We start from the raw sequence: 21,768 nt of genomic DNA, 5'->3' as shown, positions 1-21,768 counted from the left end.
TCGCAACCGTGGACAATGGAACCGTGCCCTCGAAACGTCCCTCACGCCGTCGTCCCTGGGGAGCGGAACCCCCTCCGCTCGACCTCAACCGTGCCCTGGGCGGCATGCGGTCCGAGTCCGGGCCCGACGGCGAGTGGACCGTCCGCACCGTCCGGCAGAGCGACAAGTCGTACGTGTGCCCGGGATGCCGGCAGAACGTCCCCGCCGGGACGAGCCACGTCGTCGCATGGGCCAAGGACTCGATGTTCGGCGCGCAGTCCGCGCTCGAGGACCGCCGCCACTGGCACACGGGGTGCTGGGAGGCGCGCGCCCGGCGCCGCTGAGGGAGACCCCGGCTAGGCTCGGTCGTGATGAACGCGCACAGTCCTGACCCCGCGACCGACCGTCCAGCCGCGCCCGCAGCGCCGTCCCCGGAGCTGCCCACGGCCCCGGAGGGCAAGCCCGCCGAGCACGGCGCCCCGATCCGCTCGCTCACGGTCCTGCCGGCCCGCCGCGAGGACGTCGAGCTCCACACCGCCGACGGCCTGACGCTCGTGGGCGAGCTCGCGCTCCCGGCGCACGCTGCGCCGTCGGGCACCTTGATCACCCTGCACCCGCTGCCCACGCACGGCGGCTACATGGACTCCCACGTCTACCGCAAGGCCGCGTGGCGCCTGCCCGCGCTCGCGGACCTCGCTGTGCTGCGCTTCAACACGCGCGGCACGTCGTCGTCGCGCGGCACGAGCGAGGGCACGTTCGACGGCGGCGAGGCCGAGCGCTTCGACGTCGCTGCGGCGATCGAGCTGGCCGAGTTCCACGACCTGCCCCACCGGTGGCTCGTGGGGTGGTCGTTCGGGACCGAGCTCGTCCTCAAGCACGGCACGGACCCCGGCATCGAGGGCGCGATCCTGCTCTCCCCGCCCCTGCACCGCGCGACCGACGAGGACCTGGACCGGTGGGCCGCGTTCGGCAAGCCGCTCGTGGTGCTGGTCCCCGAGCTCGACGACTACCTGCGCCCCGAGGAGGCCCGCCGCCGGTTCGCGCGCGTGCCCCAGGCCGAGGTCATCGCGGTCGAGGGCGCCAAGCACCTGTGGGTGGGGGAGCCGTCGGTGCGCCGGGTCCTCGACGAGATCGTCTCCCACGTCCGCCCCGGATTCCCGGTGCCGCTCCCCACGACGTGGGACGCGCAGACCGAGACGGGCACCGACACCGAAGCCTCCGACCAGGCCTCGTACGACGCGAGCCGCACGCACGTCCAGCCGACGACGACAGGACAGACACCATGACCACCACCCCGCACCTCGCCCTGCACACCCTGCGCGAAGGGCACGGGCTTCCCGTGCTGCTCGTGCACGGCTTCCCGCTCGACCACCGCATGTGGGAGGACGCCGCCGCGGCGCTGCCGAGCGGCATCACGGTCCTCGCGGTCGACCTCCCGGGCCTGGGCGAGAGCCCGCTCGGTGGAGAGCCGCCCTCGATCGAGGCCGCAGCCGACGCCGTGGTCGCCTCGGCCCGCGCCGCCGGGATCGAGCGCGCCGTGGTCGTGGGCATGTCGATGGGAGGCTACGTCGCGCTCGCCGCGGCCGAGCGCCATGCGGACTTCGTGGTGGCACTGGGCCTCGTGGACACCAAGTCGACGGCCGACGACGACGCGGCCCGTGCGAACCGCCTGCGCATCGCGGACGCGGTCAGCGAGAGCCGCACGGTCGACGCGGTCCTCGGGATGCCGGGAGCGCTGCTGGGCGCGACGAGCAAGGTCGCGCGCCGTGGTCTGACGGCTCGCCTCGAGGAGTGGATCCGTTCCCAGCGGCCCGACGGCGTCGCGTGGGCCCAGCGTGCCATGGCCGCCCGCCCGGACCGCACCGAGGTGCTGGCCCGCTTCGCGGGCCCGGTGGCCGTGGTCGTGGGCGAGGAGGACACGCTCACCCCGATCGAGGCGGCCGAGCACCTGGTCGCCGCGGCCCCCGGGGCGACGCTCGTCGTGGTGCCTGCCGCGGGGCACATGAGCGCGGTCGAGGACGCACCGGCGGTCGCGAACGCGATCGGCGACCTCTGGGCCGTCGCCCGGGACTGACGCCCGGGACCTGGCACTGCAGGCCGGGCTGCGGGAGGTGTCCCGTGGTCCGGCCGTGTCCTCGGCCGTGGTCCGGCGATCGTCGCCGGGCCGTCAGCCGCGGTCGAGCACCAGCTCGATCGCGTCCGCGAGCGAGATGGACTCGCCGTCGCGCCCGCCCTTGCCGAGCACGAGCGGCGGGTCCGACGGGACGAGGGTCGCACCGCGGAGCCGGGCCGAGAGCCCGCCCTGGACGCTGAGGATGTAGAACGACGCGTCGGTACCGACGGCGAGCGTCCGGTTCTTGCGCAGGTACCAGCCGAGCGTCTTGGTGCGGTACGTCGCGTCCCCCGCGTACGAGCGGGCCTGGAGCAGGACCGGGGCGATGCCGCGACGCTCGGCCTCGGCGACGAACTCGCGGAGCAGCTCGGCGGCCTCGGCAGCCTCCAGCGCGCGGCGACGCTCGAGCTCGTTCGCCTGGTGAGCCGCCGCCTCGGTGCGCTGAGCACGCCAGGCCGCGACGTCGTCGGGCGTGGTGCTGCTCGCGGCGCGCCCTGTGGTGCTACCGAGCGCGTCTCCGGTGCCGCCGGCGTCGTTCGTCGCAGCCGTGCCGGGCGTGCTGGCTGCGGGGCCGAGCGGGCCGGGAGCAGACGACGGCGACGACCTGGGCAGGCTCCCGGTGTCGTCGCCGTCGTGCGTCATGGCCGTGCTCAGGCCTTCGCGGAGGCGGAGGAATCCGAGGACTTCGAGGACGAGGCGTCCTCACCTTCCTCGCCCTCGACCTCGACCTGCGGGAACTCCGCGGTCATGAGGTTCGCGGCGCGAGCGCGCTGCGCCGGGGTGCCCGCGATGGCCACGGCGGGAGCCGCCTTGGACTTGGCCGCGCCGCCCTCGCCGTCGCCGAGCAGCCCGCGCAGCTCGTCGAGGTAGGTGTTGATCGACTCGTGCTGGCGCGTGAGGTCCTCGAGCTGACGCTGTGCGGCAGCCCGCTGCTGCTCGGCCTCGGCCTTGGCGTCCCCGACGGTCTGCTCGGCGAACTCGCGCGCCTCGGCGACCACGCGGTCCGCGTTGTGCCGCGCGGTCGCGATGACCTCCTTGACGTAGTCGTCGGACTCGGTGCGGACCTTCTCGGCCTGCTCGAGGGCCGTGACCACGCGGTGCTCGGCGTCGGACGCATGCGCCTCGGCCGTCGCGACGAGCTTCTCGGTCTCCTCCTTGGCCGTCTGGTGGCGCTGCGCGCTCTCCAGCTCGGCCTCCTCGCGGCGGCGGGCGATGTCGAGCTCGGCCTCGGCCAGGGCGGTCCGCGCCTTCTCGCGCAGCTCCTCCATCTCGGAGGTCACGGCGTTCGCGGCCTCGGACGCCGCACGCTTGGCCTCGGCGACCTGGCGCTCGGCCTCGCGACGAGTGGTCTCGCGGAGCTCGGTGGTCTCGCGCTCGGCAGCCTCGCGCATCGCGGCCGTCTCGGCGGCGACGCGGGCGCGCAGCTCGGCGGTCTCGCGCTCGGTCGCGACGCGCAGCTCGGTGGTCTCGCGCTCGACCTGGGCGCGCAGGGTGCCCAGCTCGCGCTCGAGGCTCGACCGGCGCTCGCTCTCCTCGGTGTTCAGGGCGCTCTGGATGCGGGCGGCCTCGCGCTCGGCGGAACCCACGAACTCCTCGGCACGGCGCTGCGCGCCGACCAGGGTGCTCTCGGTCTCCGAGGCGGCCGTGGACCGGATCTCCTCGGCCTCCCGACGAGCGCCCGAGAGCAGCTCGGCGACCTCGTTCTCGGCGCGCGAGCGGATCTGGCCCCCCGCGACCTTGGCGCGCGACATGATGTCGACGGCCTGGGCGTTGGCCTGGGCCAGGATGTCGGCTGACTGCTCCTCCGCGGAACGGAGCAGCTGCTCGATGCGCGACCCCAGACCCGAGTAGGACGGGCGGTCGGACTCGCGCAGCTGGCGCTGGGCGTCCTGGAGGTCCGACGTGAGCTGCACAGCCCGGGCGTCGGCGGACTCGGCCCGGTGACGGGCCGCCTCGAGGTCCTTCTCGAGCTTGGCCAGCTGGCCTTCCACCATGATGCGGTCGTAGCCGCGCATGGTGATGGGGAACAGTGTGCGTTCGTCGGACACGGGTCGACCTTCCGCTTCGGGCTGGTCCACGCCAGCGCTGTTGTCGGGACGTATCGTTCGGTGGGGGTACCGGGTCGCCCGACCTGTGGATCGTCACCCAGGATACGTGGCCCAACTGTGTCCTGAATACCCGGAATGGGTAGCGTCACGGTGTCGCGGGGACTTCGTGAAGAGTCTGCGGCGATCGTCGCCATCCGGCGAACTATCGAATCCAGCAGGCGTTCGCCTCTATTGTGGAATGTCCATGACGAAGGGAAACTCGGTGCTTCAACGAATCCTGGCCGCCGGCCTGATCGTGCTCGGCCTGGTAGGGATCGGCACAGGGGTCGCCTCCGCGACGCTCTGGCGTGAGAGCGAGACGGTCGTCGCGACGGCAGCTGCCGACGGCTCGTCGCCGCTGGTCGTCTCGGAGCCCGGGGTCCTCGACCTGGTCGACGGCGACGTGACTGTCACGGCCAAGGTCCCGGACGGGAAGCCCGTGACGCTCGTGATCGGGCGCGACGTGGACGTCGCCGGATGGGTCGGCACCGACGCGCACTCCGTCGTCACGGGTCTCACCGACTGGGACACGCTCGCGACGAAGTCGGTCGACACGCCGCCGCCCGCCGAGGAGACTCCCGCCGAGGAGACACCTGCCGAGGGAGAAGCACCTGCCGAGGAGGAAGCGCCCGCGGAGGGTGAGGCGCCCGCCGAGGGTGAGGCGCCCGCCGAGGGCGACGCCGCCGCGGACGCCACGGCCGAGGCGCCCGTCGTGGGCGTGGACCCCGCCGGCTCCGACATGTGGTTCGCCGAGACCTCCGGTGAGGGAGGGGCCAGCCTGCGCTGGTCCGACCGCCCGGGCCGTTGGAGCCTGCTCGCGGCCGGGACCGGTGAGGACCCGGCGAGCCCCGTCGTGACCCTGACCTGGGCCCGTGAGGTCTCGACCCCGTGGCAGTGGCCGGGGATCGCGGGTGGCTCGCTGCTCCTGGTCGCCGGCCTGGCCATCGGTGTCCTCTCGTTCGTGGGTGGTAAGAAGGACAAGGACGCGAACGGCGGCGGCAGCACGAAGAAGAGCCGCACGAAGGGCAAGGGTCGGACGGCTCGCTCGGGGGCAGGCTCGGAAGCGCCGGACACGACGAGCGGCTCCGGCGAGACAGGCCCCGCTGCGCCCACCGAGCGTCGTGCCGACGCCGGACGGCCCAGCCGTGCGGCGACGTCGACCGAGTCCGCCGGGCAGCCCCAGACGATCGCGCCGGAACCGCCCGCCCAGACCGGCGCGACGGGGATGCTGACCCGTCGTGAGCTGCGTGAGAAGGCAGAGCGCGACCGACTCGAGGCCGAGCGCCTGGCCCAGGAGGACGCGCGGGCACAGCGCCCGCGCAACCGCTGGATGACCGGGCAGATCCCCGTCGTGCGACGAGAGCGGAACGCCACGGCCGCGCAGCCGGTCGTGCCCGCTCCCTCGGTCGAGGCGGACGCGGGGTCAGCCGGTGGCAGCTCGGCCACGGCCCGCGCCGACGCGTGGCGCCAGGCGTGGGGCTTCGGCCAGACGCAGGCCGCCCAGCCCGCGGCATCCGACGAGAACGACCAGACCCAGAACCCCGACTCGACCGGAGGAGACCGATGAGCCAGCGCAACTCCCGCCGCTCCACGGCCCGTACGGCCGCGGTGGCCGGCGCCGTCCTCGGCGCGCTCCTGCTCGCAGGCTGCACGTCGCCCGTCCCCACCCCCACCGTCGACGACAGCTCGGCGACCGCCGAGCCCGCTCTGACCGTCGAGCAGATGGCCGAGGTCCGTGAGGCCGTGGGTGCGACCCTCGACGCGGCCAACGCGACCAACGACGCGTCTCAGCTCGCGACCCGGCTCGCCGGGCCTGCGCTGTCGCTGCGCACCAGCCAGCTCGGCGTGGCCGCTGCCCGCGGCAACGGCGACCTGGTGACGGTCCTGCCCACGGCCGTCCAGCAGGACATCATCACGACGACCGACTCCTGGCCCCGGCAGGCCTACGCCGTGACCGAGCAACCCGAGGACCTCCAGTCCCCCCGACTCCTCGGCTACGAGCAGACCACGGCGCGCGACCCCTACAAGCTCTGGGCCTGGGTGCGCCTGTTCCCGAGCGTCAAGCTGCCGAGCTTCGCGGGCGCCGCGGTGGGCAGCGAGTCCGTCCCGCTCGACGACCCGTCGCTCCTCATGACGCCCACCGACGCCGTCGCGCAGTACGCCGACGTCCTCAACCTGGGGGCCGGCTCGGGCTTCGCGGCCTCGTTCGCCGACGACCCGCTGCGCGCCTGGGTCGCGACCAACGCGGAGACGCAGGCGGCCCCGCTCGCCACGGCCGCGGGCACGCAGACCATGACGTTCACGCCCACCCCGGACGAGGCGCGCGCGGTGCGCACGGCCGACGGGGGAGCGATGGTCATGGCCGCGATGACCGCCCTCGAGACCCGTACGGCGGAGGAGGGCGCGAAGATCACGCCCGGCACCGAGACGGAGAAGGCTCTCTTCGGGGCGACTCCTCCGACCAACGTCCTCAACGTGGGTTACACGACCATGGTCGCGATGTACATCCCGCCGGCCGACGCCACCACGGGCGTCCAGGTGCTCGGCATGGAGAACATCGTCACGTCTGTCGCGACCTCGTAGGTCGGTGCCGAGGTCCGGCAGGGCGGGGCATGCAGCCCTGTCGCCGTCGGACCTCGGCGACCACCGGTCGTCGTCGGACCCCCTCGCCGAGCCGCCGCGTCGCGGCACCACGATCTTCCTTAGGATGAGCGCATGAGCCAACCGAGCCAGCAGCCGAACTTCGACGTGCGCGGCGCCGTCGACCTGTCGTCCCTGAACCGTCCGTCGGCGCCCCCGCCCGGGACGCCCGGCGGTGCCCCCGAGGCCGGCGGCTACGTCGTCGACGTGACCGAGGAGACGTTCCCGCAGCTCGTCCAGGACTCCACGCAGTACCCGGTCGTGGTCCTGCTGTGGATCCCCACCGACCAGGCGAACGCGCAGCTCGGCACCGAGCTGGGGGCGATCGCGGAGGAGTTCGCGGGCCGCTTCCTCCTGGGCCGCGTCGACGCCCAGACCTACCCGCAGATCGCCGCGGCCTTCCAGGTCGAGAGCGTCCCGACGGTCGTGGCGATCGTCGGGGGCCAGCCGGTCCCGCTCTTCCAGGGGGCCGCCGCAGGCGACCAGGTCCGCGCGGTCCTGCAGCAGGTGCTGCAGATCGCCGAGGGCAACGGCGTCACGGGCCGTGCTCCCGCGCAGGGGGCACCGAACCCCGACGCAGAGGTGGCCGCGGAGCCCGAGCCCGAGCTCCCGCCGCTGCACCAGGAGGCGTTCGACGCGATCGAGCGCGACGACCTCGAGGCCGCCGTCGCGGCGTACCAGAAGGCCATCAAGCAGGACCCGCGGGACCACCTCGCGGCCGCCGGCCTGGCACAGGTGGGCCTGCTGCGCCGCACGCGCGACCTCGACCTCCAGGCGACGCGCGAGGCGGCCGCCGCGAGGCCCAGCGACCTCGCCGCGCAGCTCGACGTCGCGGACATGGACATGCTGGGCGGCAAGGTCGAGGACGCGTTCGGTCGTCTGCTCGACCTCCTGCCCGGCGCGAGCGCCGAGGACAAGGAGACGCTGCGCCTGCGCCTCGTCGACTACTTCGAGATCCTCGGCCCCACCGACCCGCGCGTCGGCAAGGCACGCCAGCTCTTGGCGATCAACCTGTACTGACGACCTCGAAGGGCCTCGGCACGCGTCGCGTGCCGAGGCCCTTCGTCGTTCACCGAGCCGTCGGCCCGGTGCGCCCGGGCGGCGGACCGAGCGACCCCGGCGAGGTGGCGTCAGCCCTCCGGGACGGGCTCGAGGTAGAGCGCCCCGAGCGGTGGCACGCGCAGGACGACCGAGGACGCGCGTCCCTTCCAGGGCCGCGGCTCGGACTCGACCTCGCCGAGGTTGCCGACCCCCGAGCCGCCGTAGACCTCGGCATCCGTGTTGAGGACCTCGCGCCAGCGCCCACCGTGCGGCAGGGCGAGGCGGAAGTCCTCGTGGGGCGTCCCGGCGAAGTTCACGACGACGGCGACCTGGTTCCCGGCAGCGTCGCGACGCAGGAACGCCAGGACGTTGTGGTCGGCGTCCTCGGCGTCGAGCCACTCGAAGCCCGCCGGGTCGTGGTCGAGCGCCCAGAGGGCGGGCGTGCGCCGGTAGAGGTCGTTGAGGTCGCGTACGAGGCGCTGCACCCCGGCCTTGCCGGGGTCGCCGAGCCCCGCCCAGTCGAGGCTCGCGGCCTCGTTCCACTCGGCGTGCTGCGCGATCTCGCAGCCCATGAAGAGCAGCTGCTTGCCGGGGTGGGACCACTGGTAGGCGAGGAACGAGCGGACGCCCGCCCGCTTCTGCCAGTCGTCGCCGGGCATCTTGCCGTAGAGCGAGCCCTTGCCGTGCACGACCTCGTCGTGGCTGATGGGCAGGACGAACTGCTCGGAGTAGGCGTAGACCATCGAGAACGTGATCTCGTGGTGGTGATAGCGCCGGTTGATGGGCTCCTCGGCGACGTAGCGCAGGGAGTCGTTCATCCAGCCCATGTTCCACTTGAGCCCGAACCCGAGGCCGCCCGCGTCGGTGGGGCGCGTCACGCCCGGCCAGGCCGTGGACTCCTCGGCGATCATCATCACGCCGGGCGTGCGGCGGTAGGCCGTCGCGTTGGTCTCCTGCAGGAACGCGATGGCCTCGAGGTTCTCGCGCCCGCCGTGCACGTTGGGATGCCACTGGCCGGGGTTGCGCGAGTAGTCGAGGTAGAGCATCGAGGCGACGGCGTCGACGCGCAGCGCGTCGACGTGGAACTCCTCGAACCAGTACGTCGCGTTGGCGACGAGGAAGTTGCGCACCTCGTTGCGCCCGAAGTCGAACACGTACGTGCCCCAGTCGGGCTGCTCGCCGCGCAGCGGGTCGGGGTGCTCGTAGAGCGGGGTGCCGTCGAACCGCGCGAGCGCCCACTCGTCCTTGGGGAAGTGGGCGGGGACCCAGTCGAGGATCACGCCGATCCCGGCGCGGTGCAGCGTGTCGACGAGGTGGCGGAAGTCGTCGGGGTGCCCGAACCGCGAGGTCGGGGCGTAGTAGCTCGTGACCTGGTAGCCCCACGAGCCGCCGTAGGGGTGCTCGGCCACGGGCATGAGCTCGACGTGCGTGAACCCCGTCTCGAGGACGTACGCGGTGAGCTGCTCCGCGAGCTCGCGGTAGCTCAGCCCCTGCCGCCAGGAGCCGAGGTGCACCTCGTAGATGCTCACGGGACCGGTGTGCGGGTCGCGGGCCGTGCGCTCGGCGATCCACTCGGCGTCGGTCCACTCGTGCCGGGACTCGACCACGACGCTCGCGTTCGCGGGCGGGACCTGCGTGCCCTTGGCCAGGGGGTCGGCCTTCTGGAGCCACGTCCCGCCCGGGGTGAGGATCTCGTACTTGTAGAGCGTGCCGGGGCCGATCCCGGGCACGAACAGCTCCCAGACCCCGGTGTCGCCCAGGGCGCGCAAGGCGTGCGTCGTGCCCTGCCAGTGGTTGAAGTCGCCGATGACGCGCACGGCGCGCGCGTTGGGGGCCCAGACCGCGAACGCGGTGCCGCTCGTGGTGCCGGGGGAGCCGGGCTCGCCCAGGACGCTCGGGTAGGTCGTGGGGTTGGCACCCAGGACCGTCCACAGCTCCTCGTGGCGGCCTTCGCGCAGCAGGTGCTGGTCTACCTCGCCGAGGGTCGGGAGGAAGCGGTACGGGTCGTCCTGGAGCGTCGTGGTCTCGCCGTAGCGCGCGCGGACCCGGTAGTCCGGGGCGTGCAGCACGGGCGCCGCCTGGGCGTCGGCGCCGAGCGGCTCGTCGACCGCGGCGGGTACGACCGCGACCCAGATCCCGTCCTGCTCGTGCGTCGCGGCGAACTCGCCGTCGAGGGTCACGATCGTGACCTCGTCCGCGAGCGGGCGCAGGACGCGCACCGTGGCGGCGCCGCCGGTGCGGCCACCGGGGAGCGGGACGGCCGTCAGGTGCGGGCCGAGGACCCCGTGCGGGTCGAACGACCGTCCCTGCGCGACGGCCGCGAGCGCCGCGGGATCGGCAGGGACGACGGGGAGCGGTGGGAGGGAGCTCGGAGGTGTCGATGACCCGGTCATGGCCCAACCTTTCCACGTCGCCGGGCTGCTTGTGCACTCCCCGCGCCGCGTCGCGGCGGTGGCGGTCCGGGTTCACCCGGGACGAGGGGCGGCGCGGGGGTCGAGAGGCCGCGGTCGGGGTCGCGGCCGGCGGGTGGAATCACGCGTCACCGCGCGCGGTGCCGGTGCCTGGGGCGAGCTGGTTGGCCGAGCGCAGGACGCTGCGGGCGACCAGTGCGTCGGGTTCGAGGGCCGCGGGGGAGGTCACGGTGAACGTGACGCTCTCGCCGGGCAGGAGCGTCACGAGCTGGTCGTCCACGGTCGCGTCGGGGTGCACCTTGTCGGCCAGCAGCGCGACGTCGCGCGTGAGCTCGCGGGCCGTGACGGCGACCTCGTAGCGGTGCGCGGGTCCGGTCGACCGGGCGGGGGTCCGCAGGGACCCGGGCACGGGGAGCGGCGGGTCGCCCGCCCGCTCCAGCACCCGCACCGAGGCGTCCGGGCCGGAGCCGGTGAGCGCGCTGTCGCGCGGCTCGGCGAAGAACCACAGCCCGCGCTCGTCGCCCAGGGTCGCGACGACGAGCTCGTCGCGAGCGCTCGCGGCGGACGCGACGTCGTCGGGCAGGAGGACCGTGCGCGTCTCGCGCGGCGCCAGCCCGACGACGGCGCTCGTCTCCGCGAGGACCGTCCCGTCGTAGCGCACGCGGCGCTGGACGAGCGTCCCGCCCCAGGCGTCGGGCGAGTCGTTGACGACGACCACCGCGAGGACCGAGGGGCCACCGGGGACGGGTGCGCCGCCGTCGGGCCTGCGGGGCTGGAGCGTGACCAGGCGGTCCCGGTACGCGTGCCGGAGCGCGGACAGCAACGGCTTGGCGCGACCCGCGCCGTCGACCGCGGCCCACGACGTGACGGGCCAGCAGTCGTTGAGCTGCCACACGATCGAGCCCGCGCAGCGGGGGCTCCACGAGCGAAGGTGCTCGATCCCGACCGTCAGGGCGTTCGCCTGGTTGAGGGACATGGCCCAGTGCCAGTCGTCCATGTCGTCGGGCAGCGCGAAGTGGGGGAGCAGGCCGTCGGTCAGCTTGTCGTTGCCCTGCGCGGCCTTCTGGTGCACGAGCATCCCGGGCGACTCGGGCGTGAGCGGGTCGTCCGACAGGGCGTCGCGCAGCGTCGACCAGGTGGGCGGGCCCTGCCAGCCGAACTCGGCGACGAAGCGCGCGACGTGGTCGCGGTACACCTGGTAGCCCTGGCGGTTCCACACGTCCCACAGGTGCACCGAGCCGTGCGCGTCGAGGTTGGGGTGCAGCTCGAGCGTCCCCGACCACGGGCTGCCCGGCGTGTAGGGGCGGCCAGGGTCGAGCTCCGCGAGCAGCGCGGGCAGCAGCCCGGTGTAGTAGCCCAGGCCCCACGTGCGGCCCTGGAGGCGCGGCTGCCAGTCCCAGTCGTGGAAGCCCCACAGGTTCTCGTTGTTGCCGTTCCACAGCACGAGGCTCGGGTGCGGGGCCAGGCGGACCACGTTGTCGCGGACCTCGGCCTCGACCTCGCTGCGCAGCGGCTCCTCCTCGGCGTAGGCCGCGCACGCGAACAGGAAGTCCTGCCACGTGAGGATGCCGCGCTCGTCGCACAGGTCGTAGAAGTCGTCGGCCTCGTAGATCCCGCCGCCCCAGACTCGCAGGAGGTTGATGTTCGCCCGCTCGGCCTGGGCGATCCGCGCGGCGTACCGCTCGCGCGTCACGCGGTGCGTGAACGCGTCGTCGGGGATCCAGTTGGCGCCGCGCACGAACACGGGCTGGTCGTTGACGACGATCACGAAGGACGTGCCGGGCTCTCCGTCGTGCTCGTCGGGCTCCATCTCGAGGCGGACGGTGCGGAAGCCCACGCGGTGGCGTCGCACGTCGAGGGGCCCGACGACGGCGCGCGGCTCGCGCGGAGCGGCGGCAGCCGGGGAGGTGGCGACGACGGCGTCGGCGCCGCCGTCGGCCAGGAGCTCGACCGTGACCTCGTACAGGGGCTGCTCGCCGAACCCGCGCGGCCACCAGCGCCGCACGGCCGGGAGGTCGACGTCGACGACCGCGGACGGGGCGCCCGCCGGGACCAGGGCGGTCGTCACGAGACCCGCGACGTGGACCGCGACCCGGACGTCGACGGCAGCAGGCATCTCGACGGCCGCGCCGCCGCTCCCCTCGGCGCGCACCGCGTGCTCGTCCGCGTGCTCGAGGTCGACGTGGACGGCGAGGCGTGCCGCGACCGGGGCGTCGGCAGCGGGCGGCGTGTGCGCCGAGCCCTCGACCGTCGCCACGGGCCGCACGGCCGCGAGCCGGGCGCCCGACCACGCCTCGAGCGCGAGGGGACGCCAGATGCCCGACGTCGCGGTCTCCAGGCCCCAGTCCCACCCGAAGCTGCACGCCATCTTGCGGATCGCGTTGAACGGGTGGGGATTGGTGTGCGGGCGGTAGCCCATGGCCACGCTCTGCGCCGCGGCGTACGCGAGCGGCGAGGCGAACCGGACGACGAGCTCGTTGGTGCCCGGCCGCAGGTGCTCGTCGACCGGCAGGCGGTAGGTGCGGTGCTGGTTCGCGGTCTCGGCGAGCAGGTGTCCGTTGAGGCTCACGGCGGCGACGGTGTCGAGCCCGTCGGCGACCAGGTCGTGGCGCTCGTGGCCGTCGGGCACCCACTCGAACGTGGTCCGGTACTCCCAGTCGCACCGGCCGATCCACGCGAGCACGTGCTCGTTGTCGTCGAGGTAGGGGTCGGGGACGATCCCGGCCGTGAGGAGGTCGGTGTGCACGGTGCCGGGGACGGTCGCGGGGACCGGGGCGTCGAGGCGTGCGGCGAGGTGGGCCGGGACAGGGCCGGCCACGGCCCGCACGGTCCAGCCCGTGTGCAGCTCCCGGCGCTCGAGGCTCCGCAGGGGAGACGTGTCGCCGTCGAGCGCCGTCGGGGTGGGGGAGGCGGGGGCCGAGGTCACGGGTGGCTCCAAGGGTGAGGGATCGTCGTCGAACCGCGGCACCATCATGCCTCGGGGCGCGTCGCTCCCGGTCGCGCCGGTGCGTGCGGCGACACCGGGGAACGGGCGTCGTGCGTTGCCCTGCCTACCGCCCGCCCAGCAGCCGGTCCACGGCCGTGAGCGGGATCGGCTCCCACGCGGGCCGGTTGCGGGACTCGTACACGACCTCGTACAGGGCCTTGTCGAGGACGAGCGCCCGCAGCAGGGCCTCGGTCGTCGCGAGCGAGAGCCCGGCCGTCCCGTCGTCCTCGCCCACGGCCCGCCGGTAGCCCTCGACGAACGCGGTGCGCGCCGTCGTCGTCCAGCGGGGTGAGCGGGCACCGCCGACCGCCGCCGCGTAGTCGAGCGAGCGCACGATCCCCGCGACGTCGCGCAGCGGCAGGTCCGGGCGCGTGCGCTCGGACACGGGACGCAGGGGCTCGCCCTCGAAGTCGAGGATCTTCCAGCCGTCGCCGCGCGCGTGCAGGGCCTGGCCCAGGTGCATGTCGCCGTGGATCGCCTGGAGCAGGGGCGGGGGAGCGTCGTCGCGCGCCAGGCGTTCGCCGACCTGGTCGAGGAACGCCTCGACGAGCGGGGCACGCCGCGCGAGCGGGATCGAGCCCGCGCAGGCCTCACGGGCCCGACGGCGCAGGTCGCCCAGCAGCCAGCCCGCCTCGAGCGGTGGCCCGGTCGGCAGGGCGACGCGCAGCGCGCCGTGCATGCTCGCGAGCGTCGCGCCGAGGTCGGCCGCGAGGTCGGCGAACGACCGGTCCTGGGACGCGTAGGCGCACGCGAGCTCGAACCCGTCCTGGGCGTCGGTCACGAGCTCGCTGAGGATCGCGAGGTGCGCCGTCCGTGCGGTCGCCCCGGCCTGCCCGGCCGCCGGCCCTGGGCCCGACGCGCCCGACGCGCCCGGCCCGGCGGGTCGGCCGGGGACGTCGACCGCGTCCCACGAGGCCTCGACCCAGCCGAGCGGGCGAGGGACGCCGGTCCACCCGACCCGGGCGAGCGCGTCCGGGACCACGACGTCGGGGTGCTTGCCGATCGCGACCGTGCGCAGGATCTTGAGGATCGAGCCCCCCACGACACCGGGCAGGATCACCGACGTGTTGGACTGCTCGCCGCCGACCGTCCGTGCCCCGGCCAGGTCCGGGCTCTCGCCCGGTGCTCCCGCACGGGCTCCCTCGGCCGGCTCGAGCGCCGCGAGGAGGGCCACCCACAGGTCGGGGTGCGTGGCGCCGTCGTGCACCGCGAGCGGCGCGGCAAGCGGGTCCCCGGGCCGGGCGGGCGGGCCCGGGACGAAGCCGACGAGGCCCGGCAGGGGCGTGCGAGCCGGGTCCTGGGCGCCCGCGGCGGGCCCGGCGTCGGGAGAGGTCGGCTCGCCCGAGGTCGCGAGCCGACCCGCGGGCGTGAGGACGAGGGGGACCTGGATCACGAGGTCGAGGCCCTCGCCCACGACGCGCAGCAGGTGCAGCGTGCAGCGATCGGTGAGCGCGAAGCTCAGCCACGGGACGTGGCGCACCGCGAGCCCCTTGACGGGGTACCAGCGCTGGGCCGGCAGCCATGCGTCGAGCAGCCCCAGCAGGCGCGCGTCGGGCACCGGGGCGCGCTGCGGCGACCCGAGCGGTCCGTGGCGGGACGCGACGGGCGGGGACGAGACGGTCTTCGGCACCACGTCAGCTCCTTCTGCCGTCCGGGCGAGGGCTGCCGGCCCGGTCCCTACGACACCGTCGACGTCGGCATCTACGACACCGTGAGCCAGTAGAAGTCCCTCGACCCCCATGTCATCACGACGTCGCCGTCCTCGCCCACCGGGGGGAACGGTGCCCCGCCGAACACGTCGGTGAGCGTCGCCCCCGCGTGCTCGGGCAGGTGGATCGTGGCGGTGCGCGCCGTGGACGCGAGGTTCGCGACGCACAGGATCGTCTCGGCCTCGTTGGCGCGCAGGAACGCGAGCACCGCGTCGTTGTCGGTGCTGAGCGTGACCTGCGCGCCGTCGCCGAACGCGGGGTGCAGGCGGCGCACCGCGAGCATCCCGTGGACCCAGTGCAGCAGCGACGTGGGCTGTGCGAGCTGGCCCTCGACGTTGACGTAGCCGTAGTGGTGCACGAGCGACTGGACCGGCGGCAGGTACAGCTTGCCCGGGTCGGCCGTCGAGAAGCCCGCGTTGCGGTCCGGCGTCCACTGCATGGGCGTGCGGACCGCGTCGCGGTCGGGCAGCCAGATGTTGTCGCCCATCCCGATCTCGTCGCCGTAGTACAGGCACGGGCTGCCGGGCAGCGACAGGAGCAGCGCGTGCGCGAGCTCGATCTCCTTGCGCGAGTTGTCCAGGAGCGGGGCCAGGCGGCGGCGGATGCCGACGTTCGCGCGCATGCGCGGGTCCTGGGCGTACCACCCGTACATCGACGCGCGCTCCTCGGTCGAGACCATCTCGAGCGTGAGCTCGTCGTGGTTGCGCAGGAACGTGCTCCACTGGGCGCCCGCCGGGATGGGCGGGGTGTCGCGCAGGATGTCCACGATCTGGTTGGCCCGCTGGTCCTTGATCGCGTAGTAGATGCGCGGCATCACGGGGAAGTGGAAGCACATGTGGCACTCCGGCTCCTCCTCGGTGCCGAAGTAGTCCACGACCTCCGCGGGCCACTGGTTGGCCTCGGCGAGGATGATCCGGCCGGGGAACTCGGTGTCGACCATCTCGCGCACGCGCCGCAGGAACCGGTGCGTCTCGGGCAGGTTCTCGCAGTTGGTGCCCTCGGCCTCGAACAGGTACGGGACCGCGTCGAGCCGGAACCCGTCCACGCCCACCTGCAGCCAGAACCGCGTCACGTCGAGCATGGCGTCCGCGACGCGCGAGTTCTCGAAGTTGAGGTCCGGCTGGTGCGAGAAGAACCGGTGCCAGAAGTACTGGCGCCGCACCGGGTCGAACGTCCAGTTGCTCGTCTCGGTGTCCACGAAGATGATGCGCGCGTCCTGGTAGCGCGTGTTGTCGTCGCTCCACACGTAGAAGTCGCCGTAGGGGCCCTCGGGGTCGGCGCGCGAGGCCTGGAACCACGGGTGCTGGTCGCTCGTGTGGTTCATGACCAGGTCGATCACGATCCGGATGCCGCGCGAGTGGGCCTCGGCGATGAGCTCGGTGAAGTCGGACATGGAGCCGTACTGGCCCGCGATCGCGGTGTAGTCGGCCACGTCGTACCCGCCGTCGCGCAGGGGCGAGGGGTAGAACGGCGGCAGCCACAGGGCGTCGATCCCGAGCCACTGGAGATAGTCGAGTCGCTCGATGAGCCCGCGCAGGTCGCCCGAGCCGTCGCCCGAGGAGTCCGAGAACGCGCGGACCAGGACCTCGTAGAACACCGCGGTCCGGTACCAGGAGGGGTCGTCGGACAGGCCCCCGCGCTGCGCCAGGGGCGCGGCCGGCTGCCGCCGGGGAGGCAGTGCGCCCACGGGCAGGGGAGCAGGGGCCGTCGCGGGCGCGACGGGAGCCGGGCCGGCGGCGTGCCCGTCCCGGGCGGCGCCGCCCGAGGTGCCGCCCGGCACTCCGCCCGACGTGGCGGACGGCCCCTGGCCCCCGGGGGACGACAGGTACGGGGGCGCCGTCACGGCGCGCCCACGTGGATGACGTGCGCGACCTGCTCCTGCGGGACGAGCCGCACGTACACGTCCTGCCCCCACCCGTACGAGGCACCGCTCAGGAGGTCGTGCGCGACGAACTGCCCGTGCTCGGCCGGCACGCCCAGCGCCGCGAGGTCGAGGTGGACCATGGACTCCTGCGTGCCCCACGGGTCCAGGTTGACGACCACGATCACGGTGTCGGCGGGCTCGGGCGTCCCGGCCGGGGACACGCGCGCCGGCAGATGACGCGAGAACGCGAGGACCTGGTCGTTGCTCGTGGGGTGGATCGTGAGGTTGCGGAGCTGACGCAGCGCGGGGTGCTCGCGGCGCACCTCGTTGAGCCGCGTGACGAGCGTCGAGATGCCGATCTCCTCCGCGAGCGCCCAGTCGCGGGGCTTGTACTCGTACTTCTCGTTGTCGATCTGCTCCTCGACGCCGGGGCGCGGCACGTTCTCGACCAGCTCGTAGCCCGAGTAGATCCCCCAGGTGGGCGAGCCGAGGGCCGCGAGCACTGCTCGCACCGCGAACCCGGCGACGCCGCCGTGCTGCAGGTACGGCGGCAGGATGTCGTGCGTCGTGGGCCAGAAGCTCGGACGCATGGAGGAGCCGGCCGGCCCCGAGACCTCGGCGAGGTACTCCGCGAGCTCGGTCTTCTCGTTGCGCCACGTGAAGTACGTGTACGACTGGTGGAACCCGATGTGCGCGAGCGTGAGCATCATCGCGGGCTTGGTGAACGCCTCCGACAGGAAGATCACCTCCGGATGGGTGGCGCGGACCTCGGCCAGCAGCCACTCCCAGAACTCGAGCGGCTTGGTGTGCGGGTTGTCGACCCGGAACGCCGTGACGCCGCGCGCGATCCAGACCCGCACGACGCGCAGCACCTCGGCGTAGATGCCCGCCGGGTCGTTGTCGAAGTTCAGCGGGTAGATGTCCTGGTACTTCTTGGGCGGGTTCTCGGCGTAGGCGATCGAGCCGTCGACGCGCGTCGTGAACCACTCGGGGTGCTCGGTGACCCAGGGGTGGTCGGGCGAGCACTGGAGCGCGAGGTCGAGCGCGACCTCCATGCCCAGGCGGCGAGCCTCCTTCACGAAGGCCTTGAAGGTCCGCTCGCTGCCGAGCTCGGGGTGGATCGCGTCGTGCCCGCCGTCCTTCGAGCCGATCGCGTAGGGCGATCCCGGGTCGCCCGGGAGCGCGGTGAGCGAGTTGTTGCGACCCTTGCGGTGCGCGGTGCCGATGGGGTGCACGGGCGTCAGGTAGACCACGTCGAAGCCCATGGCGGCGATCGCGGGCAGGCGCCGCGCGGCGCTCGTGAACGTGCCCGACCGCCAGGTCCCGTCCTTGAGGCGTCGCGCGCCCTCGGAGCGGGGGAACATCTCGTACCAGGCCCCGGCGAGGGCGAGCGGCCGGTCCACCACGAGCGGGTACGTGCCCGACGGCGTCACGAAGTCCCGCAGCGGGGTGCGGGCCAGGGCGTCGCGCACCTCGGGCGACAGGGCCGCCGCGAGACGAGCCGGCGAGGGGCGCGACGGGTCCGCGAGGGCGGCTGCGCCGTCGTGCAGGGTCTTCGCGTCCTGCGGGCTCAGCCCCGCCAGGGCCGTGATGCGCTCGAAGAGCGCGACGCCCTCGGCGAGCATGAGCTCGACGTCGATGCCCGCCGCGACCTTGATCGCGGCGTCGTGCGCCCAGGTCCCGTACGGGTCGGACCACGCCTCGACGCGGAACGACCAGGCGCCCGGGGCGTCGGGCGAGAGCGTCGCGCGGAAGCGGTCGAGGCCCGGGGCCACGTCGACCATGTGCGCCCACGAGTGGTCGCTGCCGTCCGGGGCGACGAGCACCGCGGTCGCCGCGACCGCGTCGTGCCCCTCGCGGAACACCGTTGCCTCGACCGGGACGACCTCGCCGACCGCGGCCTTGGCGGGCCAGCGACCTCCCTCGACGACGGGGGAGACGTCGAGGACCGGAATGCGACCGATCGGGGCGGCCGGCGCGATCGGGGGAGCCTGCCGGGGGCCCACCGGGGGTACCGGGCGGGGCGCCGTCGGGGGCGCCGTGCTCGTCCTGCGGGGGGACGCGGTCGTGGAGGCGACGGCGGACGCGTTCGGGCGGGCGGTCGCGGGGGTCGCGAGGTTCTCAGGCACCTGCACAAGGTATCGAGCGTGGGCCGTGAGCGGCACCCACAGAGCGGGTGTGGCGCCGAACCTCCACCCGCTCGTCGCCCGACGGGCGGGTGAAAGTTCATGCAAGCGTTACAGAGAGGTGGTGGGCAGGGGGTGTGCCACGACCGACTGTTGCGTACTGTCGGACCCGTGAGAGCGATCAGACGTTTCACCGTCCGCACCGTCCTGCCCGCCGAGCTGCACGACCTCGACGAGCTGTCCCTCAACCTGCGCTGGTCCTGGCACGCCCCCACGCGCGAGCTCTTCTCCGGGATCGACCCGCAGCTGTGGGACTCCGTGAAGCGCGACCCCGTGGCGCTGCTGGGCGCGCTCGGGCCGGACCGGCTCGCGGCGCTCGCAGCCGACCACGGCTTCGTCGAGCGCGTGCGCGCGGCCGCGGCGGACCTGCACCGGTACCTCCAGGACCCCCTGTGGTACCAGCAGCAGGTCGCGGGGGGAGAGGCGCTCCCCGCGGCGATCGCCTACTTCTCCCCGGAGTACGGCATCACCTCGGTGCTGCCGCAGTACTCGGGCGGGCTCGGCATCCTCGCGGGCGACCATCTCAAGAGCGCGTCCGACCTGGGCGTGCCCATCGTCGGCGTCGGGCTGCTCTACGGCGCGGGCTACTTCCGCCAGTCCCTCACGCGCGACGGCTGGCAGGTCGAGACCTACCCGCTGCTCGACCCGGACGGGCTGCCGCTGACCATCCTGCGCGAGGACGACGGCACCCCCGCGCGCGTCTCGATCGACCTGCCCGGCGGGCGCGTCCTGCACGCGCACGTGTGGGTCGCGGCGGTCGGCCGTGTGCCGCTGCTGCTGCTCGACTCCAACGTGCCGGGCAACGACGAGGCCGCCCGCAAGGTCACCGACCGCCTCTACGGCGGCGGCGGCGAGCACCGTCTCCAGCAGGAGCTGCTGCTCGGCGTGGGCGGTGTGCGCGCGCTGCGCCTGTGGTCGCGGCTGACCGGGGCGCCCGAGCCCGAGGTCTACCACACCAACGAGGGGCACGCCGGGTTCCTGGGCGTCGAGCGCATCCGCGAGCTCGTCACGGGCGCGGGCCTCACGTTCGACGCGGCCCTCGAGGCCGTGCGGGCCGCGACGGTCTTCACGACCCACACGCCCGTGCCCGCGGGCATCGACCGGTTCGGCCGGGACCTCGTCTCGCAGTACTTCGGCGGGGACAACCAGATCCCCGGGATCGACGTCGAGCAGGTCCTCTCGCTCGGCGCCGAGGACTACGACGGCGGGGACCCGACGGTCTTCAACATGGCCGTCATGGGCCTGCGCCTGGGCGGGCGCGCCAACGGCGTCTCGCTCCTGCACGGCGAGGTCTCGCGCGGCATGTTCAACGGGCTGTGGCCGGGCTTCGACTCGCGCGAGGTCCCCATCACGTCGGTGACCAACGGCGTGCACTCACCCACGTGGGTCGACCCCAGGATGGCTGCGCTCGAGTCCGAGAAGCTGGGGCTCGACGAGCTCACGGCCGACGCCGCGTCGTCGGGCTGGCTGAACCCCGACGCCGTGACCGACGCCGAGCTGTGGAACATGCGCCGCGAGCTGCGCGGGCAGCTCGTCGACGAGGCCCGCAACCGGCTGCGCAGGTCCTGGCGCGAGCGCGGGGCCAGCCCCGCCGAGCTCGGCTGGGTCGACGACGCGCTCTCGCCCGACGTCCTGACCATCGGGTTCGCGCGCCGCGTGCCCACCTACAAGCGGCTCACGCTCATGCTGCGCGACCCCGAGCGCCTGCGCTCGCTGCTGCTCGACCCCGAGCGGCCCGTCCAGCTCATCGTCGCCGGCAAGTCCCACCCCGCCGACGACCAGGGCAAGCGGCTCATCCAGCAGCTCGTCCGGTTCACCGACGAGGCCGACGTGCGCGGGCGCATCGTGTTCCTGCCGAACTACGACATCGGCATGGCACAGTCGCTCTACCCGGGCTGCGACGTGTGGCTCAACAACCCGCTGCGCCCGCTCGAGGCGAGCGGCACGTCGGGCATGAAGTCCGCGCTCAACGGCGGGCTCAACCTGTCCATCCTCGACGGGTGGTGGGACGAGTGGTACGACGGCGAGAACGGCTGGGCCATCCCCACGGCCGACGGCGTCGAGGACACCGAGCGTCGTGACGACCTCGAGGCGGCCGCGCTCTACGACCTCATCGAGACCCAGGTCGCCGCGCGCTTCTACGACCGCGACGAGCGGGGCGTGCCGGGGCGCTGGCTCCAGATGGTGCGGCACACGCTCGCGACCCTGGGCCCCAAGGTCCAGGCCACGCGCATGGTCGCCGACTACGTGCACCGCCTGTACGGGCCCGCGGCGGTCGCCGGGCGCACGCTCAACGCCCCGGGCTTCGAGCCCGCGCGCGAGCTCGCGGCGTGGAAGCAGCACGTGCGCGGCGACTGGTCGCGCGTCCGGGTGGACCACGTCGAGTCGAGCGGCATCCGCGAGGTCCCGCAGGTCGGCGACCTCCTGACGGTCAAGGCCTACGTGTCGCTCGGCGACCTGCAGCCCGGCGACGTCGAGGTCCAGGTGGTCCACGGTCGCGTGACCGAGGCCGACGTGATCGAGACCTTCACGGCCGAGCCGCTCGAGCTCGCCGAGACGTACGAGGCGGGGCGGGCGGCGTTCGCCGGGTCGGTGCGGCTCGAGGCGTCGGGTCCGTTCGGGTACACCGTGCGGATCGTGCCCCAGCACGAGGGGCTCGCGAGCGTCGCGGAGCTGGGGCTGGTCGCGAACGCCTGACCGGCTGTGCTGCCGAGGTAGAACGTTGTCGAGATAGAACGCGCTGCGCGAGGTA

The 21,768-nt window shown here is 73.8% G+C and carries 14 protein-coding genes; 7 read left to right on the top strand and 7 right to left on the bottom strand.

The window, feature by feature from the left end:
- The first annotated feature begins 23 nt into the window (after nt 1–23).
- The 3 genes from ACIPWA_RS05095 to ACIPWA_RS05085 are packed head-to-tail and all read left to right on the top strand — an operon-like array spanning nt 24 to nt 2,053.
- Nucleotides 24–323: a hypothetical protein gene (locus ACIPWA_RS05095; RefSeq protein WP_056646246.1), complete on the top strand. Its 300-nt coding sequence runs from the start codon at nt 24–26 to the stop codon at nt 321–323.
- Nucleotides 324–350: 27 nt separating this feature from the next.
- A complete protein-coding gene (locus ACIPWA_RS05090; RefSeq protein WP_400288558.1) occupies nt 351–1,265 on the top strand; it encodes an alpha/beta hydrolase in 915 nt (304 codons plus the stop codon).
- Nucleotides 1,262–2,053, top strand: a complete 792-nt coding sequence (locus ACIPWA_RS05085; protein WP_056646251.1) for an alpha/beta fold hydrolase — start codon at nt 1,262–1,264, stop codon at nt 2,051–2,053. The genes ACIPWA_RS05090 and ACIPWA_RS05085 overlap by 4 nt, the downstream gene beginning before the upstream one ends.
- Nucleotides 2,054–2,146: 93 nt before the next feature.
- Here the strand turns inward: ACIPWA_RS05085 and ACIPWA_RS05080 are convergent, their stop codons facing one another.
- Together ACIPWA_RS05080 and ACIPWA_RS05075 are read right to left on the bottom strand one after the other, a co-directional pair.
- Nucleotides 2,147–2,734 carry a hypothetical protein gene (locus tag ACIPWA_RS05080; protein WP_400288557.1) on the bottom strand — a complete coding sequence of 196 codons (588 nt, stop codon included), beginning with the start codon at nt 2,732–2,734 and terminating at the stop codon, nt 2,147–2,149.
- A gap of 8 nt (nt 2,735–2,742) precedes the next feature.
- On the bottom strand, nt 2,743–4,140 hold the full coding sequence (locus ACIPWA_RS05075; protein WP_400288556.1) for a coiled-coil domain-containing protein: 1,398 nt from the start codon (nt 4,138–4,140) through the stop codon (nt 2,743–2,745).
- Nucleotides 4,141–4,384: 244 nt separating this feature from the next.
- Here ACIPWA_RS05075 and ACIPWA_RS05070 point away from each other — a divergent pair, with 244 nt between their 5' ends.
- The 3 genes from ACIPWA_RS05070 (at nt 4,385) to ACIPWA_RS05060 (ending at nt 7,839) form a co-directional block, all read left to right on the top strand.
- Complete coding sequence (locus ACIPWA_RS05070; RefSeq protein WP_400288555.1) at nt 4,385–5,746, top strand: hypothetical protein; 1,362 nt, start codon at nt 4,385–4,387, stop codon at nt 5,744–5,746.
- Complete coding sequence (locus tag ACIPWA_RS05065) at nt 5,743–6,762, top strand: DUF8094 domain-containing protein (protein ID WP_400288554.1); 1,020 nt, start codon at nt 5,743–5,745, stop codon at nt 6,760–6,762. Before ACIPWA_RS05070 ends, ACIPWA_RS05065 begins: the two co-directional genes overlap by 4 nt.
- 132 nt (nt 6,763–6,894) lie before the next feature.
- Nucleotides 6,895–7,839, top strand: coding sequence for a tetratricopeptide repeat protein (locus tag ACIPWA_RS05060; protein WP_056763945.1), 945 nt, complete (start codon nt 6,895–6,897; stop codon nt 7,837–7,839).
- A 110-nt stretch (nt 7,840–7,949) separates the two neighbouring features.
- Here the strand turns inward: ACIPWA_RS05060 and glgB are convergent, their stop codons facing one another.
- The 5 genes from glgB to ACIPWA_RS05035 all read right to left on the bottom strand — a co-directional run bounded on the left by glgB (nt 7,950) and on the right by ACIPWA_RS05035 (nt 18,836).
- Complete coding sequence (gene glgB / locus ACIPWA_RS05055) at nt 7,950–10,253, bottom strand: 1,4-alpha-glucan branching protein GlgB (protein ID WP_400288552.1); 2,304 nt, start codon at nt 10,251–10,253, stop codon at nt 7,950–7,952.
- Nucleotides 10,254–10,392: 139 nt separating this feature from the next.
- Complete coding sequence (locus ACIPWA_RS05050; RefSeq protein WP_400288550.1) at nt 10,393–13,197, bottom strand: glycoside hydrolase family 2 protein; 2,805 nt, start codon at nt 13,195–13,197, stop codon at nt 10,393–10,395.
- 124 nt (nt 13,198–13,321) lie between these two features.
- Entirely contained in the window at nt 13,322–14,890 is a 1,569-nt protein-coding gene (locus ACIPWA_RS05045; protein WP_400288548.1) for an aminoglycoside phosphotransferase, read from the bottom strand.
- 68 nt (nt 14,891–14,958) lie between these two features.
- Nucleotides 14,959–16,644 (bottom strand): maltose alpha-D-glucosyltransferase, encoded by a 1,686-nt coding sequence (gene treS / locus ACIPWA_RS05040; protein WP_449870667.1) that lies wholly within the window; start codon nt 16,642–16,644, stop codon nt 14,959–14,961.
- A 161-nt stretch (nt 16,645–16,805) separates the two neighbouring features.
- Nucleotides 16,806–18,836, bottom strand: a complete 2,031-nt coding sequence (locus ACIPWA_RS05035; protein ID WP_400289638.1) for an alpha-1,4-glucan--maltose-1-phosphate maltosyltransferase — start codon at nt 18,834–18,836, stop codon at nt 16,806–16,808.
- 291 nt (nt 18,837–19,127) lie between these two features.
- On the opposite strand from ACIPWA_RS05035, the gene glgP reads away from it, so the two are divergent.
- Nucleotides 19,128–21,713, top strand: coding sequence for an alpha-glucan family phosphorylase (glgP, locus tag ACIPWA_RS05030; RefSeq protein ID WP_400288546.1), 2,586 nt, complete (start codon nt 19,128–19,130; stop codon nt 21,711–21,713).
- Nucleotides 21,714–21,768 lie beyond the last annotated feature (55 nt).

This window comes from Oerskovia enterophila, from assembly GCF_044748475.1.
Taxonomy (GTDB): domain Bacteria; phylum Actinomycetota; class Actinomycetes; order Actinomycetales; family Cellulomonadaceae; genus Oerskovia; species Oerskovia enterophila.
Note: the sequence above shows the minus strand (reverse complement) of the source record. Positions and strands in the feature narration are given on the sequence as shown.